This window comes from Pseudomonas sp. Choline-02u-1, from assembly GCF_002836515.1.
Classification (GTDB): domain Bacteria; phylum Pseudomonadota; class Gammaproteobacteria; order Pseudomonadales; family Pseudomonadaceae; genus Aquipseudomonas.
The window spans coordinates 32,333-57,215 of record NZ_PJBC01000005.1 but is presented as its reverse complement, the minus strand read 5'-3'; the positions used below and the strand labels follow the sequence as shown (position 1 = coordinate 57,215).

Sequence of the window (24,883 nt, the reverse complement as noted above, 5' to 3'; positions counted from 1 at the left end):
CCAACCGGTGTGTCGATGGAGCTGACGATGCCTTTGCTGAGCGCTTTACCCTCGTTGCTGATGTTATGTCTGCTGACGCTTGGCAATGCCTGGGCAGCCGCACCAGCGGCAAAGCCGAACGCGGCGCCAAGCGAGCCGACATGGCCGCAGGTGATCAGCAGCGGCAAGAGCAAGCTGACGGTGTATCAGCCGCAGCTCGACAGCTGGGATGGCTATACGCTCAATGCCCGCGCGGCCGTCGAAGCCACCGCCGCCGATGGCAAATCCACCTACGGCATCGTCCAGTTCAGCGCGCACACTCTCGTCGACAAGACCACCCGCTGGGTCGCGCTCGATCAGTACAAGATCATCGAGGCCGATTTCCCCGCCGACGCCAAACAGGCCAACACATGGCTCGCCATCCTGGAAAAAGATGCCGAGAGCCGCAAGAAAACCATCTCCCTCGATCAACTGGAAGCGGCGGTCGGCGTGCTCAACGCTGAACAGAAAGCCGACAGCGCACCGCTGGAAAACACCCCGCCGATCATAATCAGTTCCGACAGACCGGCAATCCTCGTGTACATCGACGGTGAGGCGGCTTATCGGCCGGTGGAAGGAACGGAGCTGCAACGGGTGATCAATACGCGCCCACTGCTGCTCAAAGACGCCGAAGGCAAACACTACCTGCATGTATTTGACGGCTGGATGGTCGCCGATCAATTGGCCGGCGATTACACGCGCCTTGCTGCGCCGCCGGCCAGTCTGGAAAAAGCCAAACAGGCGGCGATCAAGAGTCGCCAGGTGGACCTGCTTACCGGACAAAGCGATCCGAAGGACAAGATTCCCAGCCTGGCCAAGCCGCCGCAGCCGAAAATCTTCATCGCCACCGCGCCAACCGAACTGTTGGTTACCGACGGCGCCGCGCAATGGCAACCGATTCAGGGCACCAGCCTGTTGTACGTGAGCAACACCACCGGGCACATCTTCAAGGAAATCGGCGACCAGAACAGTTACGTGCTGATCTCCGGGCGCTGGTTTCGCGCCAGCGACATGAGCGGGCCATGGACCTTTGTCCCGGCAGACAAACTGCCGGCCGACTTTGCCAAGATTCCTGACGACAGCGCCAAAGAGAACGTCAAAGCCTCGGTAGCCGGCACGCCACAGGCGCAGGAGGCGGCCATTGCGGCGACCATCCCTCAGACGTCGGCGATCAGGAAAAGCGCGGTGAAGATGACGGCGCCGCAATTTGACGGTGAGCCGCAGCTCAAAGCGATCAGCAATACGCCGTTGCAATACGTGATCAACAGCGCCACACCGATCATTCGCGTCGACAACGACAGTTGGTGGGCCGTGGAGAACGGCATCTGGTTCAGCGCCACCTCGCTGAACGGGCCGTGGAGTGTGGCCACTTCAGTGCCAGCGGTGATTTATTCGATTCCGCCCAGCTCGCCGATGCACTACCTCACGTACGTGAAGGTTTACGAATCCAGCGGCGATACCGTGGTGGTCGGCTATACGCCAGGCTATCAAGGCTCGACGCTGGACCCGGCGACTGGCGTTGTGGTGTACGGCACCGGTTATCCGTATACGCCGTGGGTGGGCAGTGTCTGGTACGGGCCGCCGGTGACCTACGGTTTCGGCGTCGCGATTCGTTACACGCCGTGGACTGGCTGGTCCTTTGGCTTTGGATTCGGCTGGAGCTGGGGCAGCAGCACTGTCGCCATGGGCTGGGGTTGGGGAGCCTATCCGTGGTGGGGAAATTACGGCTGGGGCTACGCGTGGGGCCCGCGTCTGTACCCGGCGCCGCTGGCCTGGGGTGGCGCCGCTTACGGTTATCGCGGCGGCGCGGTGGCCTGGGGCCCGGGTGGCTGGGCCGGAACCACCGGCAATCTTTATCATCAGTGGGGTGATCGCGCGACGGTCAGCCGTTATGGCGCCGGTTACAACGCCTGGACCGGCAATCGCTGGGCCGGTCAGGTTGGCGCCTCGTACAACTCGCGTACCGGCATTGCCGCCGCCGGGCAACGTGGCGCGGTGCACAACGCCTACACCGGCAACTACGCTGCCGGGCGCAGCGGCGTGGCAGTCGGCCCGAACGGCGGCGCCATCGCCGGAGAACGGGTTAGCGCTGGCAACGTCCGCAGCGGCACTCACGTCAGTGCCAATCGCGGCGCCGTTTACAACCCCAATACCGGCAACACCACGCAATACGGCGGTATCCATGGCCGCAACGGCGGCGCCGCGCGGGTCGGCGACAATGTTTATGCCGGGCGCGACGGCAACGTCTACAAGAAAACCGACAACGGCTGGCAGTCCGTGGCCGGCAGCGGTGCCAACCGGACCAGACCCGCAAACAACAATGCGCAGCTGCAGAATCTCAACCGCGAATCCGCCGCACGTAATCTCGGCAATCAGCGCACGCACAACTTCAACCATTCTTCACAAATGATGAACCGTTCGTTTGGCGGTGGCGGTGGCGGTGGCGGATTGCACCGACGCTGAAAAACTGCACGTCATGTTCAGAATTTCAGACTGGCCGCGCATCCGGTTTTGCTGTTAAAAACCGCGTGCCGTCCCTGCCCGTTTCATCGTTCGGAGAATTGCTATATGAACCAGTGGCCAGACACCCGCATCCTTGATCTTCTCGGTATCGAACTGCCGATCATCCAGGGCCCGATGGCCGGTGCGACCAACTCTTCGATGGTGATTGCCGTGTGCAATGCCGGCGGCCTCGGTTCAATGCCGGCAGCGATGCTGAGCAGCGAGCAACTGCGCGAAGAGTTGAAAACGATTCGCCAGCACACCACCCAGCCGTTCAACGTCAATTTCTTCTGCCACCAGCCACCGGCGCCTGATGAACAGCGGGCCCGTGACTGGAAAAACCTGCTCGAACCCTACTACCGCGAACTGGGTGCCGATTTCGACGCGCCGACGCCGGTTTCCAACCGCGCTCCGTTCGACGAAGCAGCGTGTGCCGTGCTCGAAGAGTTCCGACCCGAGGTGGTGAGTTTCCATTTCGGGCTACCGGAAATAGCCCTGCTTGATCGGGTCAAGGCAACCGGGGCGAAAATCCTTTCGTCTGCCACCACAGTCGAAGAAGCGATCTGGCTGGAGCAACACGGCTGCGATGCGATCATCGCCATGGGTTATGAAGCCGGCGGCCACCGCGGAATGTTTCTCAGCGATGATCTGAGCACCCAGGTCGGCACCTTCGCCCTGGTGCCGCAGGTGGTCGACGCGGTGAAAGTGCCGGTGATCGCGGCGGGCGCGATCAGCGATGCGCGAGGCGTTGCCGCAGCTTTCATGCTCGGCGCCTCGGCGGTGCAAGTCGGCACGGCGTACCTGTTCACGCCGGAAGCCAAAGTCAGCGCCTCACACCACAAGGCCCTGCGCACCGCCAAGGAAAGCCAGACCGCCATCACCAACATTTTCACCGGACGTCCGGCGCGGGGCATTGTCAATCGGGCGATGCGCGAACTCGGCCCGATTTCAGCGCAAGCGCCAGCCTTCCCGTTGGCCGGCGGTGCGCTGATGCCGCTGCGGGCCAAGGATGACGCCGACTTTGCCAACCTCTGGGCCGGACAGGCGCTGACGCTCGGCAAGGATATCGGTAGCGCTGAACTGACCCGGCAACTCGCCGAAGGCGCCTTGGCGAAACTCAACCGCCACTGAATTTACGTGGCGAGCGGATTTATTCCCTCGCCACCTGGCGGCGTATCGCTATATATTTCCGTATACAGCGATCGCGCCCGTGTATCGGCGTTATCCAAAGCAAAGCATTTACCGCCGATCACGGAGCCTTTACATGACACTTGCTGCCACACGCCTCGCCCCTGTCTGCCTCGCCTCATTCCTAGCATTTTTCAGCTTCGGCGCCGCGCAGGCTGACGAAGTGCAAGTGGCGGTCGCCGCCAACTTCACCGCGCCAATCCAGGCCATCGCTGCCGACTTCGAAAAAGACACCGGCCACAAACTGGTCGCCGCTTACGGCGCAACCGGCCAGTTCTACACCCAGATCAAGAATGGCGCACCGTTCCAAGTTTTTCTCGCTGCTGACGACGCGACCCCGGCAAAGCTTGAGCAGGAAGGCGAAACCGTCAAAGGGTCGCGCTTCACCTACGCCATCGGCACCCTGGCGCTGTGGTCGGCAAAAGAAGGTTATGTCGATGCACAGGGTGACGTGCTGAAAACCAACCAATACCAGCACTTGTCCATCGCCAACCCGAAAGCCGCACCGTACGGTCTCGCCGCCACCCAGGTGCTGGAAAAACTCCAGTTGAGCGAAGCCACGAAAAGCAAAATCGTCGAAGGCCAGAACATCACCCAGGCTTACCAGTTCGTTTCCACCGGCAACGCCGAACTGGGCTTCGTCGCTCTTTCGCAAATCTACAAGGACGGCAAAGTCAGCAGCGGTTCGGCATGGATTGTCCCGGCCGCCCTGCATGATCCGATCAAACAGGACGCGGTGCTCTTGAACAAAGGCAAGGACAGCGCCGCTGCCAAGGCCCTGCTCGATTACCTCAAAGGCCCGAAAGCCGCTGCGGTGATCAAGTCCTTCGGGTACCAATTGTAAATGTCGCTGACCAATGCCGATTTCGCCGCGATCTGGCTGACCCTGAAACTGGCGTCACTGACCACAGTGATCCTGTTGGTGATCGGCACCCCGATCGCGTTATGGCTGGCGCGCACTTCGTCCTGGTTGCGTGGCCCGATTGGCGCCATCGTCGCCCTGCCGCTGGTGTTGCCGCCAACGGTGATCGGTTTTTATCTGCTGTTGGCACTGGGGCCGCACGGTTTTCTCGGTCAGTTCACTCAATGGCTGGGGCTGGGCACGTTGACGTTCAGTTTTACCGGGCTGGTCATCGGTTCGGTGATCTACTCCATGCCGTTCGTGGTGCAACCGCTGCAAAATGCCTTTTCAGCGATCGGCCCTCGACCGCTGGAAGTCGCCGCGACGTTGCGCGCCAATCCCTGGGACACGTTTTTCAGCGTGATCCTGCCGCTGGCGCGCCCAGGCTTCATCACCGCAGCGATCCTCGGATTTGCTCACACCGTGGGTGAATTCGGCGTGGTGCTGATGATCGGCGGCAACATTCCCGACAAGACGCGCGTGGTCTCGGTGCAAATCTACGACCACGTCGAAGCACTGGAATATGCCCAGGCGCACTGGCTGTCTGCGGCGATGCTGGTGTTCTCGTTTCTGGTGTTGCTGGCGCTGTATTCCAGCCGCAAGACCCGCGCAGGCTGGAGCTGATCGATGATCGATGTACGTCTGAAACGCGCTTATCCGGGGTTCGAACTGGATGTCGATCTGCAAGTGCCGGGCCGCGGTGTCACTGCGCTGTTTGGCGATTCCGGCTCGGGCAAAACCACCTGCCTGCGCTGCATCGCCGGGCTGGAGCGCGCAGAGCATGGTTTTGTGCAGATCAACGACGACGTCTGGCAGGACAGCGCCAAGGGCATCTTCGTCCCGCCGCATAAACGTGCGCTTGGCTACGTGTTTCAGGAAGCCAGCCTGTTCCCGCATCTGTCGGTGCTGGCCAATCTGGAGTTTGGCCTCAAACGCATCGCCAGGTCGCAACGCCGGGTCGACATGAACCAGGCCACCGAATTGCTCGGCATCGGGCATCTGCTTGAGCGTTATCCGCAGCACCTGTCCGGTGGCGAGCGGCAGCGCGTCGGCATCGCCCGCGCCCTGCTGACCAGTCCGAAACTGTTGCTGATGGACGAGCCACTGGCGGCGCTCGACAGCCGCCGCAAAAGCGAAATCCTCCCGTACCTGCAACGCCTGCACGACGAGCTGGATATTCCGCTGCTGTACGTCAGCCACGCCCAGGACGAAGTCGCGCGCCTGGCCGATCATCTGGTGTTGCTCAGCGAAGGCAAGGCGCTCGCCAGCGGCCCGATCGGCGAGACCCTCGCGCGTCTGGATCTGCCTTTGGCGCTGGGGGATGACGCCGGGGTGATCATCGCAGGCCAGGTCAGCGCCTACGACGCCACCTATCAATTGCTCAGCCTGCAATTGCCGGCCACTGAAATGAACATTCGCGTCACCCATGCGCCCATGGCCGTGGGTCAGGCCCTGCGCTGCAAGGTACACGCGCGAGACATCAGCTTGGCTCTGAACAACGATGCGGCCAGCAGTATCCTCAATCGGCTGCCGGTGACGATCATCAGCGAACAGGCGGCTGACAACAGTGCGCACGTGCTGATCCGCCTGGACGCCGGTGGCACGCCGCTGTTGGCGCGAATCACGCGCTTTTCTCGCGATCAATTGGACGTGCATCCGGGCCAGCGGCTATGGGCGCAGATCAAGGCGGTAGCGGTGCTCGCGTAAATCATTCGGCACGACGGCCAGCGCCTGCGGTCAATGCAGTTACAGACTGCCGTATGACCGAAGGAAGCCGCCATGCCCGATACCGTGCTGACAGATGCTCTGCCCGCCGATCTGCATTACGTCGATGACACTCAGCCTGGTATCACCCGGAAAAAACTGCGCGGCAAGTTCGTCTATTTCGAACCGTCCGGGCAGCGCATTACCGACCCGGACGAAATCAAACGCATCAATGCTCTTGCGGTGCCGCCGGCGTATACCGATGTGTGGATCTGCGCCGATCCCTGCGGACATCTGCAGGCCACAGGGCGCGATGCACGCGGGCGCAAGCAATATCGTTATCACGCACGCTGGCGCGAAGTGCGCGATGCCGACAAATATTCGCGCCTGCGCGAATTCGGCCTGGCCCTGCCTAAGCTGCGACGCCAGCTTGAGGCGCTGCTTGATGCGCCGGGTTTCAGCCGCGACAAGGTCATGGCTACGGTTATCACCTTGCTCGATGCCACCCTGATCCGCGTCGGCAATACCCAATACGCGCGGGACAATCGCTCCTATGGCCTGACGACGTTGCGCAGCCGTCACGTCGAGGTCAACGGCAGTGCGATCCTGTTCCAGTTCCGTGGCAAAAGTGGCATCGAGCACCAGATCACCGTCAAGGATCGACGCCTGGCGCGAATCATCAAGCGCTGTCTGGAAATCCCCGGGCAGAACCTGTTTCAGTATCTCGACGAAAACGGCGAACGGCATACGGTCACTTCTTCCGACGTCAACGCCTATCTGCAAAAACTCACGGGCGCGGCGTTCACCGCCAAGGATTACCGCACCTGGGCAGGCAGTGCCCTGGCACTGTCGGTGCTGCGCGAGTTGCAGCATGAGTCGGAAACCGAAGCCAAGCGCCACGTGGTCGAAGCCGTGAAGAACGTCGCCAAACAGTTGGGCAACACACCAGCGGTGTGCCGCAAGTGCTACATCCACCCCGCCGTAGTTGAACATTTCATGCTCGGTGCCCTCGCCGAATTGCCCCGCCCGCGAGTCCGCAAAGGCCTGCGCGCCGAGGAAGTGGCACTGGCGATGTTTCTCGAGCGCATGTGCGAGGTGACTGAGGCTTCTTGATCGCCGATATCAGAGGCTCATCGTGCGTCAGGCAACTGATCTGAGCTTGCCCCGACGCCTTCGCAAGCCCGCTCCCACATGAGGTTTGCGGGGTGCCTTGAATTTGGAGTCCACCGCGAAACCTGTGGGAGTGGGCTTGCTCACGAAAGCGTCGGGGCAGGCGAATCGTCTGTGTCTGACACACTGCCTTCGCGATCAAGTCAGCTCTCACATGTATTCCGCCGACGAGCTGAGCTGGGTATTTTTTGCACGATCGCGCAGGGCTTCTATAGTTGATCTGACACGAATCAACTGCGGTGGCGCCATGGAAGACATATTCGTCGTGAAACGCTGCAACAAAATCGTCATTCATGGGCGCCGCGCCGCAGACAGCCAGCAGGAACCCGCCGAAGCATCGGCGTGGTTTCGCATCTGCGACACACGCACTGGCGGCTTTTTTGGCGATGGCTTTGATGAGCAAGCGGATGCTCACCGCGAATGTCAGCGCCTCAACGCAGCCAGTTCTCAATTACCGGCCCGCCAGCACTCAGGCTGATGCCCGGCGGCAGCGGGTCTATACTGAAACCAGCTGATGGAGCAGCCCCCACCGGCAAAACGCTCGCGACAGGCGGGCTTTTTGTTGCAGTTCAGCGGTTTCATTGAACGGAGGTGTTCCATGTCCGAGAAAGAGTCCATCACTACCCTCCTCACCCTGCTCGACGCCCGCCAGGCGCGCCTTGCAGCCGCGTGCAAAGAGATCGCCGACTGGGTCGATCATCAGGGCGGACATCCGACGGCGCTGCGCATTCGCGATCGGCTGCACGACATTGAAAAGGACGCGCCGCTGATTCGCGACACACTTTCAACGCTCAAGCCGCAGGATCGGCCACTGCCCCGCTTCAGATGAGCTCTGTGAAGGAGTCCTCTCTGCATTGGCGCAGAGAGGACCGCGATCATCGGCCTCAGTCCCCCTTGCCCGTGCGCGTACCGCCATGGCTGTGCTGCCCACCGACGCGCGCTTTCTCCGCCCGATCGACTTTCACATTGACTGAAGTTCCGCCCTTCTTGCCGGCTTCCTTGATTTTTTGCGGATCCTCAGCGAACGGTTGATCTTTGTGATGATTGGTCATGGTTCTGTCCTCGGCACAGTTGTAGAGATACTTCACAGACTCTAGACGAGCGAACTCCAGTTCAACTTCCCGCCGACAAATGGTTTATCAAACGCAGCGAAACGGTAACAAAAAACTGACTCTTCCCTTGCCATACCCCACGCATAGAAAAGTTATACGAAGCGGCATGCAAAACTGCACTCTGTATAAGTTTCATCACGCACTTACCGTTCATCGGGCTAAACAAAAATTTTCAAAACATTTTTCGCCGGCTCGTAATCGGAGTAGATGTCCGGTGCAACAATGGACATAACTAGCGAAACGTTAATTGATATCGGAGAGCTATCATGACTACAGGAAATAAAAATCCAGGTAACTTCGCGAACGATCGTGAGAAGGCGTCTGAAGCTGGCAAAAAAGGCGGCCAGGCATCGGGCGGCAACTTCGCCAATGACCGTGAAAAAGCATCCGAGGCTGGTCGCAAAGGCGGTCAAAACAGCCACGGCGGTGGTCGCAAGTCCTGAGTGAGCGGCACAAGGGCAGCCCTGCTGCCCTTTGAAATCAGCTGATGGAGCGTAATCATGAAAACGGTAACGGCTTTTGCACGAGGCGAAGTGCAACGAAACAAGGGAGCGGAAGTGTATCCCGAAGCAGCGCGCAGTTCGCACGTGACAAGGTCGGACAGCCCGTCGGTGTCACCTTGTGTTGAAAGACAGCAAGTCAGTCCAAGACACAGAGAGAGCGTTCAGCAGGAATGCTATGAGCGCCGGGAACTGACAGTTAACTCTGAAAACTCCCGCACCCCGGATACAATGCCAATTTATGAGCGCTGTTCTTAGCAGACCGGTCAAACTTGTAGCTAAAAGACAAGCAAGACCAATAAAGCAAACCAATCAGCCAACTAGCGGGCACTTTGGGAATGACGACGGCACGTAGTTTGTGCATCTTTTATTCACAAGGCGCCATATAGAAAATTGAGGAAGTTTGAAATGACACAAGATAAACAAGGCGGCATGTCGGTAAACGAAGCGGGCAAAAAAGGTGGGGAAGCCACTTCAGCTTCGCACGACAAAGAGTTCTATCAGGAAATCGGTAGCAAGGGCGGCCAGAACAGCGGCGGTAACTTCAAAAACGATCCGGAACGCGCCGCTGAAGCCGGGAGCAAGGGCGGTCAGAACAGCGGAGGGAATTTCAAGAACGACCCTGAGCGCGCAGCAGAAGCCGGAAGCAAAGGTGGCCAGAACAGCGGCGGCAACTTTGCCAATGATCGAGAAAAAGCCTCTGAAGCCGGACGCAAGGGTGGTCAAAACAGCCATGGTGGCGGGCGCAACAGTTGATGCGCCGGGTGCGGGGGAGCTTGTCTCCCCTGCCCACTTTCATTTCAGCAAGATCACAGCTATTGCTTAGGAGTCCTGACCAGCCGAGGGAATCGCCATGCCTGTTCATGTCATCAACTTCACCGGCCCGATCAATGCGTCGACCTGTGGTCAATTGATCGATAAAGCCTCGCTCGCCGTAAAGGAAGATGCGCCGCGACTCATCGTCAATATCGCCACGATGGGCGGTGAATGCAGTTACGGCTTCACGATGTACAACTTTCTCCTTGCCCTGCCCATTCCGGTGCATACCCATAATCTGGGCACCGTTGAATCAATGGGCAATATTGTCTTCCTCGCCGGCCAGCGCCGCACCGCCTGTACTCACAGCAAGTTTCTGTTTCATCCCTTCCATTGGCACCTGCAAGGTTCAGTTGATCACTCGCGGATGTCGGAGTACGCCATGAGCCTGGATTATGACTTGCACCTCTACGCGCAAATCGTCGCCGAGCGTACGAGTCAGGGTAAAAATGCGCTGGAAACAGAGAAATATCTCACAGCGGCCCCGCGCATCATCAATCCTGAAGAAGCGTTGCATTCAGGCCTGATCACGGCCGTGGAAAACACCGAGGTTCATGCCGACTTCGTCTGCTCGTGCATTTATTCGTGATGCTTCTACTCAATAACGCGTCGTTGCGGGCGCGTTTCAATCCTTTCAGATCGACACCCCAAGCCCCGGAACAGTACGGATGTCCACCGCATTCGGGCTCAACTTGGGCACGTATCAACCGGCCGTACAACGCTATGTAAGCAGGGGCAGCCGGTCATCCCGGTCACAGGAAATTTCTCTGAATTATTCATTTCGCCAGATATCCCTCTTTATAAGCAGCCGGAGGAATTGTATGAGCGGAGCGGATTTGTACGTGATCGATTACCTGCTTCACGGAAAGGCCAGATCGTTCGTCATTCGCACAAAAAACATGAACAATGCCGAAGCCTGGCAATGGGCAAGTTGTGATGCGGGCATCACACCCATTCCCCGCCCCGGCCGGCCTCCGTTGAAACGCTTTTCAAAACCGATGGCGGAACGCTTTGGCGTGACCGAGGTGCAATGGCGAGAATCGGTGCCTCTGGTCTGGGAGGAGGATCACGCAAAATGACTGAGCGCACATTGAGATTTGGTTTCGGCCGATCGTGGGATGACGAGATGGCTGACAATGCCGCCATGTTCCGCGAGGCGGATCTTCTGGAAGAGGCGGCTTATACAATCATTGAAGCCGAGACGGACAATCCTGAAGCCTGGGCTCGCTTTACCGAAGCCAAGGCTCTGGCCGACGCGAAACGAACGGCGGCCTTTCAGGACTGGATGCGCATCAAGCGTGCAATGAGCAAGCCGCGCTCGAAATAGCGGCCCGACGCATCACGGCTTGAGAATCAGCAGCGGCTCGCCCTTTGGCACCACGTAAGTGGCAAGTTCCACGGCTTTCTCGTCGCCCACGTTTTTGGCCACATGCGCGACACCCGCCGGGATATACAACGAATCGCCGGCCTTGAGTGTTACCGGCGCTTGCCCTTCGAGCTGATACTCAAACGTGCCGCTGATCACATAGGCGACTTCAACGCCGGGGTGCGCATGTCGAGGCGCGCTGACGCCGGCGTCGAAGTCGATGCGCGCCTGAATCACTTCGCGATTGTCGGCGCCCAGATCCTGGCGAACCAGATCGGTACGGCTCAGACCTTTCTGCCAGCTCATGGCCGGCGCATCTTGCGCATGAGCGAAACCGGTCAGGGAAGCGAAGACAACGGCAGAAGCCAGAAACAGTGGACGGTACATGGTGATGCCCTCTTGAACGCAGTGTGGGTGTGAGAGCTACTTTGGTCTCGGCATGTAAGGCGGATGTGTCTCGAACGCCCGGTTTGGTGTTGTCATGTGTATCCGTTGAGGGTGGATACACGCTTATACAAACGTGCCTCTGGCAACCTTACGGGCCATGGCTGGAGGGAATCTGTAAACTGGCGCGATCATCATTCACTCCAACAAGAGATACCCATGGCCAACCAAGACATCACCTTCACGCCCGATCCGGACACCGACTCGATCTCTTCCGATGTCGCCACTTTCGGCGGGATCATGGTTTCTACCCAGATCCCGACCCGCGCCGATGGCAGCCTGGAACTTGGCGGCATCACCGAGCAAAGCGAATGCACATTGCAGGCGCTTAAAGTCGCACTGGAGCGTGCCGGCAGTTCGATGGATCGGGTTCTGCATCTGACTATCTACCTCACCGATATGGGTGATCGCGCAGCGTTCAACGAAGTCTATAAACGCTACTTCGCCAAGCCGTGGCCTGTGCGCGCAGCAGTGGGCGTTGCCTCACTGGCGGTTGAAGGAATGCGCGTGGAAGTGACCGCGATGGCGGCCAAGGGCTGACCAATATCGCGGGGGGTCTGCCGAGCACCCTTTGAATCAGACAAAGTCTTCGCGGGCAAACTCACTCTCACATGTATTTGGTTATGAGCAAACTCATGAGCACAGCGAAAACCCTGTGGGAGCGGGCTTGCCCGCGAAGGGGCCGGAACATTCGACACAACAGCCTGCCGAACTGACCCGATCGCCAACCACCATCGGGCAGCACACACGTGCCCGCCGCGCGTTTCACGGGTAGAATGCGCGCCTTGACCGTGACCGCCTGACTAAAAAAACTATGTCCTTGCCCAAGCATCACCTGGAATTGCTCAGCCCTGCCCGCGATGTCGCCATTGCCCGCGAGGCCATCCTGCATGGCGCTGACGCCGTGTATATCGGCGGCCCGAGCTTCGGCGCGCGCCACAACGCCTGCAACGAAGTCAGCGAAATCGCCGAACTGGTCGAATTCGCCCGCCGATACCACGCGCGCATCTTCACCACCATCAACACCATCCTGCACGACAACGAACTGGAGCCAGCGCGCAAGCTGATCCATCAGTTGTATGACGCCGGTGTCGATGCGTTGATCGTCCAGGATCTGGGCGTGATGGAGCTGGACATCCCGCCGATCGAGCTGCACGCCTCGACCCAGACCGACATCCGCACCCTTGAGCGGGCGAAGTTCCTTGATCAGGCCGGTTTCTCGCAGTTGGTGCTGGCCCGCGAGCTGAACCTGCAGGAAATCCGCGCTATCGCCGATGAAACCGATGCCGCGATCGAGTTCTTCATCCATGGCGCGCTGTGCGTGGCGTTCTCCGGCCAGTGCAACATCTCTCACGCGCAAACCGGCCGCAGCGCCAACCGTGGCGACTGCTCACAGGCGTGCCGCTTGCCGTATACCCTTAAAGATGAAAAGGGCGGCGTGATCGCCTACGAAAAACATCTGCTGTCGATGAAAGACAACAATCAGAGCGCCAACATTCGCGCGTTGGTCGAGGCCGGCGTGCGTTCGTTCAAGATCGAAGGTCGCTACAAGGACATGGGCTATGTGAAGAACATCACTGCCTATTACCGCCAGCGCCTCGACGACGTACTCGAAGATCGGCCGGACCTGGCCCGCGCCTCAAGCGGCCGCACCGTGCATTTCTTCCTGCCCGACCCGGAAAAAACCTTCCACCGTGGCAGCACCGACTATTTCGTCACTGACCGCAAGATCGACATCGGCGCCTTCGATTCGCCGACCTTCACCGGCCTGCCGGTCGGCACGGTGGAAAAAGTCGGCAAACGTGACATGCAAGTCATCACTCACGAGCCACTGTCCAACGGCGATGGCCTGAACGTGCTGGTCAAACGCGAAGTGGTCGGTTTCCGCGCCAACATCGCCGAGGCCAAAGGCGAGTTCGAGGAAGATGGCGAGAAGCGCTACCGCTATCGCGTCGAGCCGAACGAAATGCCCGAAGGCCTGTTCAAGCTGCGCCCGAACCACCCGCTGAACCGCAACCTCGACCACAACTGGCAACAGGCGTTGCAGAAAACGTCTTCGGAACGTCGCGTAGCCCTGAGCTGGTTCGCCCGTCTGCGCGAAGAGCAGCTGGAAGTGACCGCCACCAGCGAAGAAGGCATCAGCGCCAGCGTCACCCTGAACGGGCCGTTCGGCGTTGCCAACAAGCCGGAACAGGCGCTGGAGCAACTGCGCGATCTGCTGGGTCAGCTCGGTACGACGCAGTACCACGCCACCGACGTCAAACTGGATGCGCCGCAAGCGTTCTTCATCCCGAACTCGCAGCTAAAATCCCTGCGTCGTGAAGTCATTGAAGCGCTGACGGCGGCGCGTGTCGCGGCGCACCCGCGCGGCAGCCGCAAGGCCGAAACCACACCGCCGCCGGTGTACCCGGATTCGCACCTGACCTTCCTCGCCAACGTCTATAACCAAAAGGCGCGCGACTTCTACCACCGTCACGGCGTCAAACTGATCGACGCGGCGTATGAAGCGCACGAGGAGGCGGGTGAAGTACCGGTGATGATCACCAAGCATTGCCTGCGCTTCTCCTTCAACCTGTGCCCGAAACAGGCCAAAGGCGTCACGGGCGTGCGCACCAAGGTCGCGCCGATGCAATTGATTCACGGCGATGAGGTGCTGACGCTGAAGTTCGATTGCAAGCCGTGCGAGATGCACATCATCGGCAAGATGAAAGGCCACATCCTCAACCTGCCGCAGCCGGGCAGCGTGGTCGGGCACATCAGTCCTGAAGACCTGATGAAAACCATCCCGCGCGCACCGCACTGACTGATTGATGTGCGCGGTGCTTCGGCGTCGCGCACATCGACTTCTCTATGCCAGGCCAAACCGCAGGCATAAAAAAACGCCAACTTCTTGCGAAGTTGGCGTTTTTTTCGAAGATGGCAGGGGCGGCTGGATTCGAACCAACGCATGGCAGGATCAAAACCTGCTGCCTTACCGCTTGGCGACGCCCCTACTGCTCTTTCCAGCGGCCCGTTGGGTTCGCTGTGAGAACGGGGCGCAATTTATCAACATTCGTTTCGTTTGGGAAGCCCCAGATAAAATATTTTTTGTTTTAAAACAGCCACTTATTATTTTTGTGCGAAAACGTTGGGTCTGGCCTGCGTGTATCACACTGTGTACGCGCCCCGCTGCCATACACGCGTTTGCAAAAACCCCCTCCGGCGACACGGAGCAGATACCTCGCCACGCTTCAATGCACCCAAGGTTACAAGGGTTCATCCAGCCCTTGGCCACAGGTTTGCAAAGGAGACGTCAGCATGAAACAGCTTCTGCACACTTCAAAGATCAGTCACGCGCTCGGCTTGTCGGTCATGGCGCTGTCATTGCTCGGCGCGGTTGGCAGCGCTCAGGCGCAAACGACTGAGCCGACTGCCGCCAGCTATTCCGCGCCCTCCCCATTCGGCGCGCTGAAGCACGTCAAGGCTGGCGTACTCGACGTGGCCTACGCCGAAACCGGCCCGGCTGATGGCCCGGTGGTGATCCTGCTGCATGGCTGGCCCTACGACATTCACAGCTATGACGAAGTCGCGCCATTGCTCGCGGCCAACGGCTATCGCGTGTTGATGCCGTATGCACGCGGTTATGGCGATACGCAGTTCATCTACAGAGACACCCTGCGCAACGGCCAGCCGGCGGCGCTGGCCAGCGACGTGATCGACTTCATGGACGCACTGAAAATCAAACAAGCGGTGCTGGGCGGCTACGACTGGGGCGCGCGTTCGGCGGATATCGTCGCAGCGCTGTGGCCAGAGCGCGTCAAAGCGCTGGTGGCGGTCAGTGGCTATCTGATCGGCAATCAGGCCGCCGGGCAAAACCCGCTGCCGCCGAAAGCCGAATTGCAGTGGTGGTACCAGTTCTACTTCGCTACCGAGCGTGGTCGCGTCGGCTATGAGAAGAACACCCACGACTTCGCCAAGTTGATCTGGCAACTCGCGTCGCCGCAGTGGAAGTTCGATGACGCCACTTTCGACCGTAGCGCCAAAGCGTTGCAGAACCCCGATCACGTCGAGATAACCGTGTTCAACTACCGCTGGCGTCTGGGCCTGGTGCAGGGCGAAGCGAAGTATGCCGCACTGGAAGAGAAGCTTTCGACTGCGCCGTCGATCAGCGTGCCGACGATTACGCTGGAAGGTGATGCCAATGGCGCGCCGCATCCGGCACCCGAAGACTACGCCAAGCGGTTTACCGGTAAGTACCAGTTCCGGCTGATTGAAGGTGGGATCGGACATAACTTGCCTCAAGAGGCTCCGAAAGCGTTCGCCCAGGCAGTAGTGGATGCCGACCACCTGTGAAGAACCCCCTCGAGGTCACTAAAGGGCTGGTGCTATTTGACCAGCCGTTTTTCCTTCGAAGGCCGATAACCGAAGTAGGAGCTGTAGCATTTACTGAAATGGCTCGGTGAGACGAAACCACACGCCACCAGCACTTCCACCTGCGACAGCTCGGTGTGTTGCAACAGGCGCCGCGCTTCGGTGATGCGCAGTTCGAGATAGTAGCGCTGTGGCGTGGTGCCCAGTTGTTCTTTGAACAAGCGCTCGAGCTGGCGCCGTGAGCGGCCGGCATAGACCGCCAGTTGCTCAAGTTCCAGCGGCTCTTCGAGGTTGGCGTCCATCAGTTTGATCACTTCACGCAGTGGCGCGCTGACGCAGATGTTTTCATCCGGCTTGATCCGCCGATAACGCGACTCTTCGAAGGCAAGAATGTCTTCGATGCCCTCGACCAATGCCTTGCCGTGCAACCCCTTGATCCAGTCCAGCGCCATGTGGAATGCCCCGGACGGGCTGGATGCGGTTAGCCGGTCGCGATCGATCACATAAGGTTCGCTGCTGACATGGGTGCTCTTGGCGATTTCGGTCAGGGCCGGGCGATGTTCCGGGTGAATTGAACAGCGATAGCCATCGAGCAGCCCGGCGCGGCCAAGAAACCAAGAACCGTTCCACAATCCGGCCAGGCTCACGCCCCGCTCCGCCGCTGCCTTGAGCAGGCTGATGAACTCATCACTGGCGCGCAGCTCGGTGCGATAGCCGCCGCACACCACCAGCAAATCGAGATCGTGAAGCGCGGCAGAATCCAGACGCGTGTCGGGGCGGATGACAAGCCCGAGATCGCTGACCACCTCGCCATCACACAGGCCGAAAGTACGCGACGAGAATAGTCCCGGGCGCAACAGATTGGTGGTGACCACGGTGTCCAGCGCCTGGGTGAAGGCCGGAAGCGAAAAGTGTTCGAGCAACAGGAAACCGGTGCGGGTGACGCCGGAGTTATCGCAGTTTTGTTCATTCAGATAGCGAAGGTTCTTGCCCTTCATGCCACCGCTGAATTGACGTCGTTCAATCAAGGTCGGGTCCATCGGTCATTGTTATGCGGCGATAGTTGGCCGGTTCCACGCAAGAGTCAATCATGGCCGATACCGACGCGTCACGATTGGCGCCGGCGCCGTCATCAACTCCACCATCCAGTCAATAAACACCCTCAGCTTGAGGCTGACATGTCGATTCGGTGGATAGGCCAGATAAAGCGGCATTGATTCAAGCTGCCAGTCACCGAACAACGGCACCAACTCACCCTGCGCCACATGAGCATCAGACATATACGTTGGCAGCCACAGCACACCCATGCCGGCCAGCCCTGCCGCGAGATAGGCATTGCCGTCGTCGACCGCTAGCACGTGGCGACCCTTGATCTGCAGGCGCTCGCTGCCGTTGTGCACTGTGTACGGAAGAGGTTTGCCGGTGCGCGCCCAGAGGAAAGCGACGACGCGGTGATGGGAGTCTTGCAGCTCCAGCGGGTGTACAGGCGTGCCTTCACGAGCCAGATAAGCCGGCGCGGCGAAAACACCCAATGGCAGGTCGGCGAGCTTGCGCGCCATCAGCGATTGATCAAGCAATTCGCCGCCGCGTACCACGCAATCGACGTTCTCATCGATGATGTCGACGATGCGATCGCTAACGCCCATGTCGATCTGGATGTCCGGGTAGCGCGCGTGAAACTCCGGCAGTGCCGGTACCAGAATGTGCCGCGCGAACGGGCTGGGTACGTCGATGCGCAAACGCCCGCGCGGCCGTGCGGCGGCACCCGGCAGGCTGGTTTCGGCGTCGTCCATGTCGGCCAACAGCTTGATCACCCGCTCGTAATACGCCGCGCCATCAGCGGTTACGTTGACCTTGCGTGTGGTGCGGTTGAGCAGCTTGACCCGCAGCCGCGCCTCCAGTTGCTGCACCCGTTGCGTCACCGTGGTCTTGCTCATGTGCAAGGTTTCGGCAGCCTTGGTGAAGCTGCCCGCCTCGACCACCCGGGCAAAGGCTTGCATCGCATCGAACCGGTCCATCCACACCCCTCGATTGTTTGAAATTCACAAACAGTGAACGCCAAGCTTGCGCGTTTATCCGGCAGGTGCAAATACCTAAAGTCAGCCCATCAACCACTGATGGAGTCAGCCCCATGTCCAAGCGCGATGTTGTTTTTCCACCTGCCCGCCATGCCCTGTATGAGCGTCACCGTTATTCGCCGGCGATTCGCTCCAACGGTTTCCTGTTTGTCTCCGGACAAGTCGGCAGCCGTGAGGACGGTTCACCCGAAGCGGATTTGCGTGATCAGGTACGCACCGCCTTCAACAACCTCAACGCCATCCTCGCTGCGGCCGGTTGCAGCTTCGATGATGCGGTGGATGTCACCGTGTTCATGGTCGATCCGCACTCGACATTCGAAACGATCTGGACAGTGGTGCCGGAGTTCTGGGGTGAAGCGCCGTTTCCGACCGTCACCGCTGTCGGCGTGACCTGGCTGGCGGGTTTCGATTTCGAGATCAAGGTGATTGCGAAACTGCCCGAAGCCGCTTGACCGGTCCAGCACAAACTGACGCAACGCGCCGGCACGGAGGCTGGCCAATTCTCCCGCGAATGCGTATAACCTCGCCGTTTCGTCTACCCTGACGTGGCGCGCCGCTCTGTAGCGGCAGCCCTTCAAATGTTGACGCTTATGAAACGGAGAATTCTATGTTCAAGCGTACCCTCGCCCTCACCGCCGGTCTGGCGCTGTCCTTTTCTGCCCTGATGACGCAAGCCGCTGATGTCCTGCGCGTCAGCGCGATTCCCGACGAAGCCCCGACCGAGCTGCTGCGCAAGTTCGAACCGCTGGGTGCCTATCTTGAGCAGCAGTTGGGCATGAAGGTGCAGTTTGTCCCCGTCGCCGACTACCCGGCCGTGGTTGAAGCCCTGGCCACCGATCGCCTCGACATGGCCTGGCTCGGCGGTTTCACTTTTGTGCAGGCACGTTTGAAGACTGATGCCACGACGCCGGTGATCCCGCTGGTGCAGCGCGAGCAGGACGCGCAGTTCACCAGCAAATTCATCACCGCCGACCCCAACGTGAAAAGCCTCGCCGACCTGAAGGGCAAGACCTTCGCCTTCGGTTCGGTGTCGTCCACCTCCGGTAGCCTGATGCCGCGTTACTTCATGCTGAAGAACGACGGCATCAAGCCTGAAGGCTATTTCAGCCGCGTCGCCTACTCCGGCGCGCATGACGCCACCGTTGCCTGGGTGCAGGCCGGCAAGGTCGATGCCGGTGTGTTGAACGCCAGCGTCTGGCAGAAACTGGTCGACGCCGGCAAGGTCGACACCAACAAGGTCAAGGTCTTTGCCACCACCCCGACCTACTTCGATTACAACTGGACCGTGCGCGGCACCCTTGATCCGAAGCTGGCGGCGAAAATCAAGAAAGCCTTCCTCGACCTCGACCCGGCCAATCCCGAGCAGAAGAAGATTCTTGATCTGCAGGCCGCCAGTCGTTTCATCGAGACCAAGCCCGAGAACTACAAGGGCATCGAGGAAGCCGCCCGCGCCGCCGAACTGCTGAAATGACCCTACGCCTCACCCAGGGCAGCCTGCGCCATGCTAATGGCGTCGATGCCCTTCGCCATATCGACGTGCAGATTGCTGCCGGCGAACAAGTCGCGATCATCGGCCCGTCCGGCGCTGGCAAATCGAGCCTGCTCCATCTGCTCGCAACTGCGCTGAAGCCCAGCAGTGGCGACATCGAAGTGCTCGGCGAGCGCGCTTGGCACGTGTCAGCCCGTCAGCGTCAGCGCCTGCGTGCGCGCATCGGTCTGGTGCATCAGGCGCCACCCATCCCGCCGCGCCAGCGCGTCATCACCGCAGTGCTGGCCGGCAAGCTCGGCCAGTGGAGTCTGGGTAAAAGTCTGTTGAACCTGCTGCATCCGCTGGACGTGGCGGGGGCGCGCGCGGCGTTGGCGCGGCTGGATCTGGGCGACAAACTGTTCGCCCATTGCCAGCAATTGTCCGGCGGGCAATTGCAGCGCGTCGGCATTGCGCGGGTGCTGTATCAGGCGCCGGAAATATTGCTCGCCGACGAACCTGTCTCGGCCATGGACCCGGTGCTTGCCGGCCACACGCTGTCGATCCTGTCGCGCCATGCTCGCGAGCACAACGTCACGCTAGTGGCGAGCCTGCACGCGGTGGATCTGGCGCTGGCGCACTTTCCACGGATCATTGGCTTGCGCGACGGGCAGATTCTTTTCGATTGCCCATCCGATCAAGTCAGTCGCGACAAGCTCGATGCGCTGTACGCCAATGAACAACTGCAATCGCCTGCGCCAGCGGTCGCGCCTTTGATTGTGCAGATTCCGCGATGCTGAAGGCCGATTCACGGGACCCGGCGGCGTGGCCGCGACTGTTGCTGACGCTGCTGGCGCTGGCCCTGCTGTGGCCGGGCATTCAGCTCAGTGAGCTGGACCTGGGCGTGTTGTTTCAGGCCGATAGCCAGAACGAAATGGGCCGTTTCGTTTCGGCATTCTGGCCACCGGCGCACGATCAGGCGTTTCTGCAACTGCTGCTCAAAGCCACCCTGCAAACCCTGGCGATTGCCACAGCGGGCGTGGCCCTGGCCCTGCTGCTGGCGGTACCGGCAAGTCTGATCGCCAGTCGCGCACTGTCGCTTTCTGCCGCTTCGCGGGGCGGCGTGCCGAGCCTGCCCGGGCGCTTGCTGCGCTGGCCGGTACGCGGGTTGCTGATCTTTTTGCGCAGCGTGCCGGAGATCGTCTGGGCGCTGTTGTTTGTGCGTGCCGTTGGCCTCGGCCCGGCGGCGGGTGTGCTGGCCATCGCCATTACCTACAGCGGCATGCTCGGCAAGGTCTACGCAGAAATTTTCGAATCCACCGACCAGCGCCCGGCGCATGCGTTGTTGCAGGCCGGCAGCGGTCGACTGGCGGCGTTTGCCTACGGCACGTTGCCGAATGTCGCCGCCGAATTGCTCTCCTACACCGTCTACCGCTGGGAGTGCGCGATCCGCGCGTCGGTGGTGATGGGTTTTGTCGGCGCCGGTGGCCTGGGGCAACAGATCGACCTGTCGATCCGCATGTTCGCCGGCGGTGAAGTCGCCAGCATGTTGCTGACGTTCCTGCTGCTGGTGCTGTGCGCCGACCAACTCAGCCGCCTGCTGCGCTGGAGGCTGACATGAGACGCCTGATCAACCTGCTGCTGATCGTCGTGATCGCATTTGCGGCGTTCGCTTCCTTCGCTTATCTGGAACTGGATCTTGCCGAACTCGGCAGCGCCAACAGCCTCAAGCAGATGGGCAGTTATGTGCAGCGTTTTCTCAGCCCTGACTTGAGCGCGGGCTACCTCAAAGCCATCGTCCACGGCTCTTTGGAAACACTGGCGATGTCCGCGCTGGGCACCCTGCTCGCGGCGCTGTTCGGCATCGTCCTCGCGCTGCCCGCTGCCGGGCGTTTCGGCTGGCCGCTGCAAAGCGCGGCGCGTCTGCTGCTCAACGGCTTGCGGGCGATTCCAGAGCTGGTTTGGGCGGCGCTGATGGTGCTTGCCGCCGGACTCGGACCGAACGCCGGCACCCTCGCCCTCGCTCTGCACACCACTGGCGTGCTCGGTCGGTTGTTCGCCGAAGCGCTGGAAAACACGCCGCCGCAACCGGCCGAGGCGATCCGCCTGCAGGGCGGCAATCCGATTGTCGCGTTCTGCTACGGCACCCTGCCGAACCTCGCGCCGCAATTGCTCGCCTACTGCCTGTATCGCTGGGAGAACAATATCCGCATGGCCAGCGTGCTGGGTTTTGTCGGCGCTGGCGGTCTGGGCCAGATGCTCTATGTCAGTTTGAGCCTGTTCCAGGAAGCGCAGGCCAGCACGGTGATTCTGGCGATGCTGCTGCTGGTGTTTCTGGTCGACTGGTTGAGTGCCTGGAGCCGGCAGCGCTGGGTCAAAGCGTAGGCCGAGTGGATATCTGGCAAAAGCTGATTATGCTTCAGGAAACCTTGCAGCCCTGCGAGGCGGTCAGACTGTGCAAGCTTCACGCTAGAGCAACGGCGGCAGATGCCAACGGGCCAGAGTGCGACAGGCAGTAACGGGGGACTCCGGCCTACAACAATAAGCACGACGGAGAACACCCATGGCCACAATCGACACAGCATCCACCGGCACGCCACCGCGCAGCGGCGGCATCACCAAGGAGGAGCGCAAGGTCATCTTCGCTTCCTCACTGGGCACGGTTTTCGAGTGGTACGACTTTTATCTCTACGGCTCGCTGGCGGCGATCATCGCCAAGCACTTCTTCGCCGGCGTCAACGAAACCACCGCGTTCATCTTTGCCCTGCTGGCCTTCGCCGCCGGGTTTGCGGTGCGGCCGTTCGGCGCCATCGTCTTCGGGCGTCTGGGTGACATGATCGGGCGCAAACACACGTTTCTGATCACCATCGTGATCATGGGCGTGTCCACGGCAATCGTCGGTCTGCTGCCCGGCTACGCGACCATCGGCGTCGCCGCCCCGGTCATCCTGATCACCCTGCGTCTGCTGCAAGGTCTGGCGCTGGGTGGTGAATACGGCGGCGCGGCGACCTACGTGGCCGAGCACGCGCCACGCAACCGCCGTGGCTTTTTCACTTCGTGGATTCAAACCACCGCCACCCTCGGCCTGTTCATGTCGTTGCTGGTGATTCTCGCCTGCCGCACGGCGCTGGGTAACGAGGCGTTCGAGGCGTGGGGCTGGCGGATTCCGTTTCTGCTGTCGATCATTCTGCTGGCCGTGTCGGTGTACATCCGCCTGCAACTGAGCGAGTCGCCGGTCTTTCAGAAAATGAAAGACGAAGGCAAGGCATCGAAAGCGCCGCTGACCGAATCCTTTGCACGCTGGGACAACCTCAAAGTGGTGATCATGTCGTTGCTCGGCGGCACCGCCGGGCAAGCGGTGGTCTGGTACACCGGGCAGTTCTATGCGCTGTTCTTCCTGTTGCAAACATTGAAGATCGACGCGCAGACCGCCAATCTGCTGATCGCCGGATCGCTGCTGATCGGCACACCGTTCTTCGTGATTTTCGGCAGCCTGTCCGATCGCATCGGGCGCAAGCCGATCATCATGGCCGGGTGCATTCTGGCTGCTTTGACCTACTTTCCGATCTTTACTGCGCTGACCCAGTACGGCAACCCGGACGTGTTCGTCGCGCAGGAGAAAAATCCGGTCAAAGTGATCGCCAATCCTGATCAGTGTTCATTCCAGTTCGATCCGGTGGGCAAGGCCAAATTCACCAGCTCCTGTGACTTGGCGAAAACCTTGCTGGCGAAACGCGCGATTCCTTATGAGAACGTTGCTGCCGAACCGAACACGGTCGCGCAGGTGCGCATAGGTGATCGCGTCATCGAAAGTTTCGAAGGCAGCGCCCTCCCCGCCGCCGACTTCAAGGCCCGCAACGACGCCTTCACCGCCAGCCTCGGCGCAGCGTTGAAAGACGCCGGTTATCCGGAAAAAGCCGATCCGGCGAAAATCAATTACCCAATGATGCTGCTCCTGCTCACCGTGCTGGTGATCTACGTGACCATGGTTTATGGCCCGATCGCCGCGTGGCTGGTCGAACTGTTCCCGACGCGCATCCGCTACACCTCGATGTCGCTGCCCTACCACATCGGCAACGGCTGGTTCGGCGGCTTCCTGCCGACCGTGGCGTTCGCCATGGTCGCCGCCACCGGTGACATCTACTACGGGCTCTGGTACCCGATCGTGATTGCAGTGGCGACGGCAATACTCGGCACGTTCTTCCTGCCGGAAACCAAGGATCGCGACATTCTTAAGGACTGAAACAACCGCTGTGCCCTCTCCTGCGGGAGAGGGCCTCGCAGCTGAAAAATTTCGAACGTCTGCCGCCGCGCTGTCTCCAATATGTACACCCACAGGAGGCCAGCGCCATGAACCCCAACGACGACAAAACCCCCAACGCCCCGCCCACCGATGCCAGCGGCAAACCAGTGAACGTGGTCGAACGCGATCTGCAGGACCGCGATGGCAAGACCGAAGGCGTGGACAAAATCATCACGCCCTCTTCCACTCGGGTCAAAGAGCAGGAAGCTGAAGAGCTGCAGCGCAAAGTCGATGAGATCGAGCGCAAGGTTGCAGACGGTAACTGACTGCAGCGTGGCTGTGGCCGCGGCTTTGAGCGGCGGCCGTCAGCCCGATGATCAAAAGCTGATTTCCTACAGAATCGAACTACACAGCTGATCGACTTCACGTGCATCACAAGCGAAGCGTCTGACAGATTTGCATCGTCTGTTTGCGGATGATGTCTCCCTCGTCCCGCCAGTGACGACAACAAGCCACATCCCCCTTAGACTGCTTCACATTGATCATGGAGGTCATGATGAGCGCTGAACTTTCACTTATCGTTTCAGACTTCGAAACCGAAGAAGAGGCTGCGGAATACGACCTTTGGTTTCGTGCGCAGATCCAGGAAGCACTTGATGATCCGCACCCTGGCATTCCCCATGCCGAAGCAATGGTGTTGCTCGATCAGATGAATGAAGAAAACCGCAGGAAGCGCCGCGCTGCGGGTTAAATGGAGCTACAAGGCTATTCGTCAACTGGCTGACATCATTGATTACATCGATCAGCACAACTCCGTTGCTTCGGTTTCCTTTCAACGTAAAGCCGTTGCCGCAGCGCAGAAACTTTCTTCCATACCCCATGGCGACCGATCCGGTCGGGTGTCTGGCACTCGCGAAATGGTGATTCATCCAAACTATCTGCTGGTTTATCGGGTGAATGGGGAGATCGACATACTCAGGGTGCTTCACGCTCGACAAAAATATCCCCTAACCCCTTCACTCTAAA

Annotated in this window: 29 protein-coding genes and 1 tRNA gene; 25 read left to right on the top strand and 5 right to left on the bottom strand. The window is 60.0% G+C overall.

Going from position 1 to position 24,883, the window contains the following annotated elements; translation table 11 throughout:
• Window positions 1-27 precede the first annotated feature (27 nt).
• The 8 genes from CXF97_RS06180 (at window position 28) to CXF97_RS06145 (ending at window position 8,312) form a co-directional block, all read left to right on the top strand.
• Entirely contained in the window at window positions 28-2,481 is a 2,454-nt protein-coding gene (locus CXF97_RS06180) for an autotransporter (RefSeq protein WP_101157185.1), read from the top strand.
• A gap of 105 nt (window positions 2,482-2,586) precedes the next feature.
• Window positions 2,587-3,651 (top strand): nitronate monooxygenase family protein, encoded by a 1,065-nt coding sequence (locus CXF97_RS06175; RefSeq protein WP_101157183.1) that lies wholly within the window; start codon window positions 2,587-2,589, stop codon window positions 3,649-3,651.
• 133 nt (window positions 3,652-3,784) lie between these two features.
• The gene (gene modA / locus CXF97_RS06170; RefSeq protein WP_101157181.1) at window positions 3,785-4,552 is read left to right on the top strand and encodes a molybdate ABC transporter substrate-binding protein; all 768 of its coding nucleotides are present in this window, start codon (window positions 3,785-3,787) and stop codon (window positions 4,550-4,552) included.
• On the top strand, window positions 4,553-5,233 hold the full coding sequence (gene modB / locus CXF97_RS06165; RefSeq protein WP_101157179.1) for a molybdate ABC transporter permease subunit: 681 nt from the start codon (window positions 4,553-4,555) through the stop codon (window positions 5,231-5,233).
• A 3-nt stretch (window positions 5,234-5,236) separates the two neighbouring features.
• Complete coding sequence (gene modC, locus CXF97_RS06160) at window positions 5,237-6,316, top strand: molybdenum ABC transporter ATP-binding protein (protein WP_101157177.1); 1,080 nt, start codon at window positions 5,237-5,239, stop codon at window positions 6,314-6,316.
• A gap of 72 nt (window positions 6,317-6,388) precedes the next feature.
• Window positions 6,389-7,426, top strand: coding sequence for a DNA topoisomerase IB (locus CXF97_RS06155; RefSeq protein WP_101157175.1), 1,038 nt, complete (start codon window positions 6,389-6,391; stop codon window positions 7,424-7,426).
• Window positions 7,427-7,730: 304 nt separating this feature from the next.
• Window positions 7,731-7,961: a hypothetical protein gene (locus tag CXF97_RS06150; RefSeq protein WP_101157173.1), complete on the top strand. Its 231-nt coding sequence runs from the start codon at window positions 7,731-7,733 to the stop codon at window positions 7,959-7,961.
• Between the two features lie 120 nt (window positions 7,962-8,081).
• Window positions 8,082-8,312: a hypothetical protein gene (locus tag CXF97_RS06145; protein ID WP_101157171.1), complete on the top strand. Its 231-nt coding sequence runs from the start codon at window positions 8,082-8,084 to the stop codon at window positions 8,310-8,312.
• A 55-nt stretch (window positions 8,313-8,367) separates the two neighbouring features.
• On the opposite strand, the gene CXF97_RS06140 is transcribed toward CXF97_RS06145, so the two are convergent.
• Entirely contained in the window at window positions 8,368-8,535 is a 168-nt protein-coding gene (locus CXF97_RS06140) for a general stress protein (RefSeq protein ID WP_101157169.1), read from the bottom strand.
• 326 nt (window positions 8,536-8,861) lie between these two features.
• Here CXF97_RS06140 and CXF97_RS06135 point away from each other — a divergent pair, with 326 nt between their 5' ends.
• From CXF97_RS06135 to CXF97_RS06115, 5 genes are all read left to right on the top strand, one after another.
• Window positions 8,862-9,038 carry a general stress protein gene (locus CXF97_RS06135; protein ID WP_039764047.1) on the top strand — a complete coding sequence of 59 codons (177 nt, stop codon included), beginning with the start codon at window positions 8,862-8,864 and terminating at the stop codon, window positions 9,036-9,038.
• A 465-nt stretch (window positions 9,039-9,503) separates the two neighbouring features.
• Window positions 9,504-9,851, top strand: a complete 348-nt coding sequence (locus CXF97_RS06130) for a general stress protein (RefSeq protein WP_101157168.1) — start codon at window positions 9,504-9,506, stop codon at window positions 9,849-9,851.
• A gap of 97 nt (window positions 9,852-9,948) precedes the next feature.
• A complete protein-coding gene (locus CXF97_RS06125; RefSeq protein ID WP_101157166.1) occupies window positions 9,949-10,500 on the top strand; it encodes an ATP-dependent Clp protease proteolytic subunit in 552 nt (183 codons plus the stop codon).
• 232 nt (window positions 10,501-10,732) lie between these two features.
• A complete protein-coding gene (locus CXF97_RS06120) occupies window positions 10,733-10,990 on the top strand; it encodes a DUF6555 family protein (RefSeq protein ID WP_101157164.1) in 258 nt (85 codons plus the stop codon).
• Entirely contained in the window at window positions 10,987-11,238 is a 252-nt protein-coding gene (locus CXF97_RS06115) for a hypothetical protein (protein ID WP_101157162.1), read from the top strand. The genes CXF97_RS06120 and CXF97_RS06115 overlap by 4 nt, the downstream gene beginning before the upstream one ends.
• A 12-nt stretch (window positions 11,239-11,250) precedes the next feature.
• Here the strand turns inward: CXF97_RS06115 and CXF97_RS06110 are convergent, their stop codons facing one another.
• The gene (locus CXF97_RS06110) at window positions 11,251-11,664 is read right to left on the bottom strand and encodes a cupin domain-containing protein (protein WP_101157160.1); all 414 of its coding nucleotides are present in this window, start codon (window positions 11,662-11,664) and stop codon (window positions 11,251-11,253) included.
• Window positions 11,665-11,880: 216 nt separating this feature from the next.
• Between CXF97_RS06110 and CXF97_RS06105 the strand changes: the two genes are divergently transcribed.
• Together CXF97_RS06105 and CXF97_RS06100 are read left to right on the top strand one after the other, a co-directional pair.
• Window positions 11,881-12,261 carry a RidA family protein gene (locus tag CXF97_RS06105; RefSeq protein ID WP_101157158.1) on the top strand — a complete coding sequence of 127 codons (381 nt, stop codon included), beginning with the start codon at window positions 11,881-11,883 and terminating at the stop codon, window positions 12,259-12,261.
• A 274-nt stretch (window positions 12,262-12,535) separates the two neighbouring features.
• Complete coding sequence (locus tag CXF97_RS06100; RefSeq protein ID WP_101157156.1) at window positions 12,536-14,524, top strand: U32 family peptidase; 1,989 nt, start codon at window positions 12,536-12,538, stop codon at window positions 14,522-14,524.
• Window positions 14,525-14,638: 114 nt separating this feature from the next.
• Here CXF97_RS06100 and CXF97_RS06095 read toward each other — a convergent pair.
• Window positions 14,639-14,713 (bottom strand) — tRNA-Gln (locus CXF97_RS06095).
• 359 nt (window positions 14,714-15,072) lie between these two features.
• Between CXF97_RS06095 and CXF97_RS06090 the strand changes: the two genes are divergently transcribed.
• A complete protein-coding gene (locus tag CXF97_RS06090; protein WP_371918373.1) occupies window positions 15,073-16,053 on the top strand; it encodes an alpha/beta fold hydrolase in 981 nt (326 codons plus the stop codon).
• A gap of 32 nt (window positions 16,054-16,085) precedes the next feature.
• Here CXF97_RS06090 and CXF97_RS06085 read toward each other — a convergent pair whose 3' ends face one another.
• Window positions 16,086-17,111: a GlxA family transcriptional regulator gene (locus CXF97_RS06085; protein WP_101157152.1), complete on the bottom strand. Its 1,026-nt coding sequence runs from the start codon at window positions 17,109-17,111 to the stop codon at window positions 16,086-16,088.
• 48 nt (window positions 17,112-17,159) lie between these two features.
• A complete protein-coding gene (locus CXF97_RS06080; protein WP_101157150.1) occupies window positions 17,160-18,089 on the bottom strand; it encodes a LysR family transcriptional regulator in 930 nt (309 codons plus the stop codon).
• Window positions 18,090-18,202: 113 nt separating this feature from the next.
• On the opposite strand from CXF97_RS06080, the gene CXF97_RS06075 reads away from it, so the two are divergent.
• The 9 genes from CXF97_RS06075 to CXF97_RS06035 all read left to right on the top strand — a co-directional run bounded on the left by CXF97_RS06075 (window position 18,203) and on the right by CXF97_RS06035 (window position 24,882).
• Window positions 18,203-18,601, top strand: a complete 399-nt coding sequence (locus tag CXF97_RS06075) for a RidA family protein (RefSeq protein ID WP_101157148.1) — start codon at window positions 18,203-18,205, stop codon at window positions 18,599-18,601.
• 155 nt (window positions 18,602-18,756) lie between these two features.
• Window positions 18,757-19,620 carry a putative selenate ABC transporter substrate-binding protein gene (locus CXF97_RS06070; RefSeq protein ID WP_071172619.1) on the top strand — a complete coding sequence of 288 codons (864 nt, stop codon included), beginning with the start codon at window positions 18,757-18,759 and terminating at the stop codon, window positions 19,618-19,620.
• A complete protein-coding gene (locus tag CXF97_RS06065; protein WP_101157146.1) occupies window positions 19,617-20,414 on the top strand; it encodes a phosphonate ABC transporter ATP-binding protein in 798 nt (265 codons plus the stop codon). Before CXF97_RS06070 ends, CXF97_RS06065 begins: the two co-directional genes overlap by 4 nt.
• Window positions 20,408-21,235 carry an ABC transporter permease gene (locus CXF97_RS06060; RefSeq protein ID WP_101157144.1) on the top strand — a complete coding sequence of 276 codons (828 nt, stop codon included), beginning with the start codon at window positions 20,408-20,410 and terminating at the stop codon, window positions 21,233-21,235. Before CXF97_RS06065 ends, CXF97_RS06060 begins: the two co-directional genes overlap by 7 nt.
• Window positions 21,232-21,999 (top strand): phosphonate ABC transporter, permease protein PhnE, encoded by a 768-nt coding sequence (phnE, locus tag CXF97_RS06055; protein ID WP_101157142.1) that lies wholly within the window; start codon window positions 21,232-21,234, stop codon window positions 21,997-21,999. The genes CXF97_RS06060 and phnE overlap by 4 nt, the downstream gene beginning before the upstream one ends.
• A 178-nt stretch (window positions 22,000-22,177) precedes the next feature.
• The gene (locus CXF97_RS06050; RefSeq protein ID WP_101157141.1) at window positions 22,178-23,857 is read left to right on the top strand and encodes an MFS transporter; all 1,680 of its coding nucleotides are present in this window, start codon (window positions 22,178-22,180) and stop codon (window positions 23,855-23,857) included.
• A gap of 107 nt (window positions 23,858-23,964) precedes the next feature.
• A complete protein-coding gene (locus CXF97_RS06045) occupies window positions 23,965-24,183 on the top strand; it encodes a hypothetical protein (RefSeq protein WP_056789562.1) in 219 nt (72 codons plus the stop codon).
• 230 nt (window positions 24,184-24,413) lie between these two features.
• On the top strand, window positions 24,414-24,608 hold the full coding sequence (locus tag CXF97_RS06040) for a stability determinant (protein ID WP_101157139.1): 195 nt from the start codon (window positions 24,414-24,416) through the stop codon (window positions 24,606-24,608).
• Window positions 24,571-24,882, top strand: a complete 312-nt coding sequence (locus CXF97_RS06035) for a type II toxin-antitoxin system RelE/ParE family toxin (RefSeq protein WP_101157137.1) — start codon at window positions 24,571-24,573, stop codon at window positions 24,880-24,882. The genes CXF97_RS06040 and CXF97_RS06035 overlap by 38 nt, the downstream gene beginning before the upstream one ends.
• The last annotated feature ends 1 nt before the right edge of the window (window position 24,883 follow it).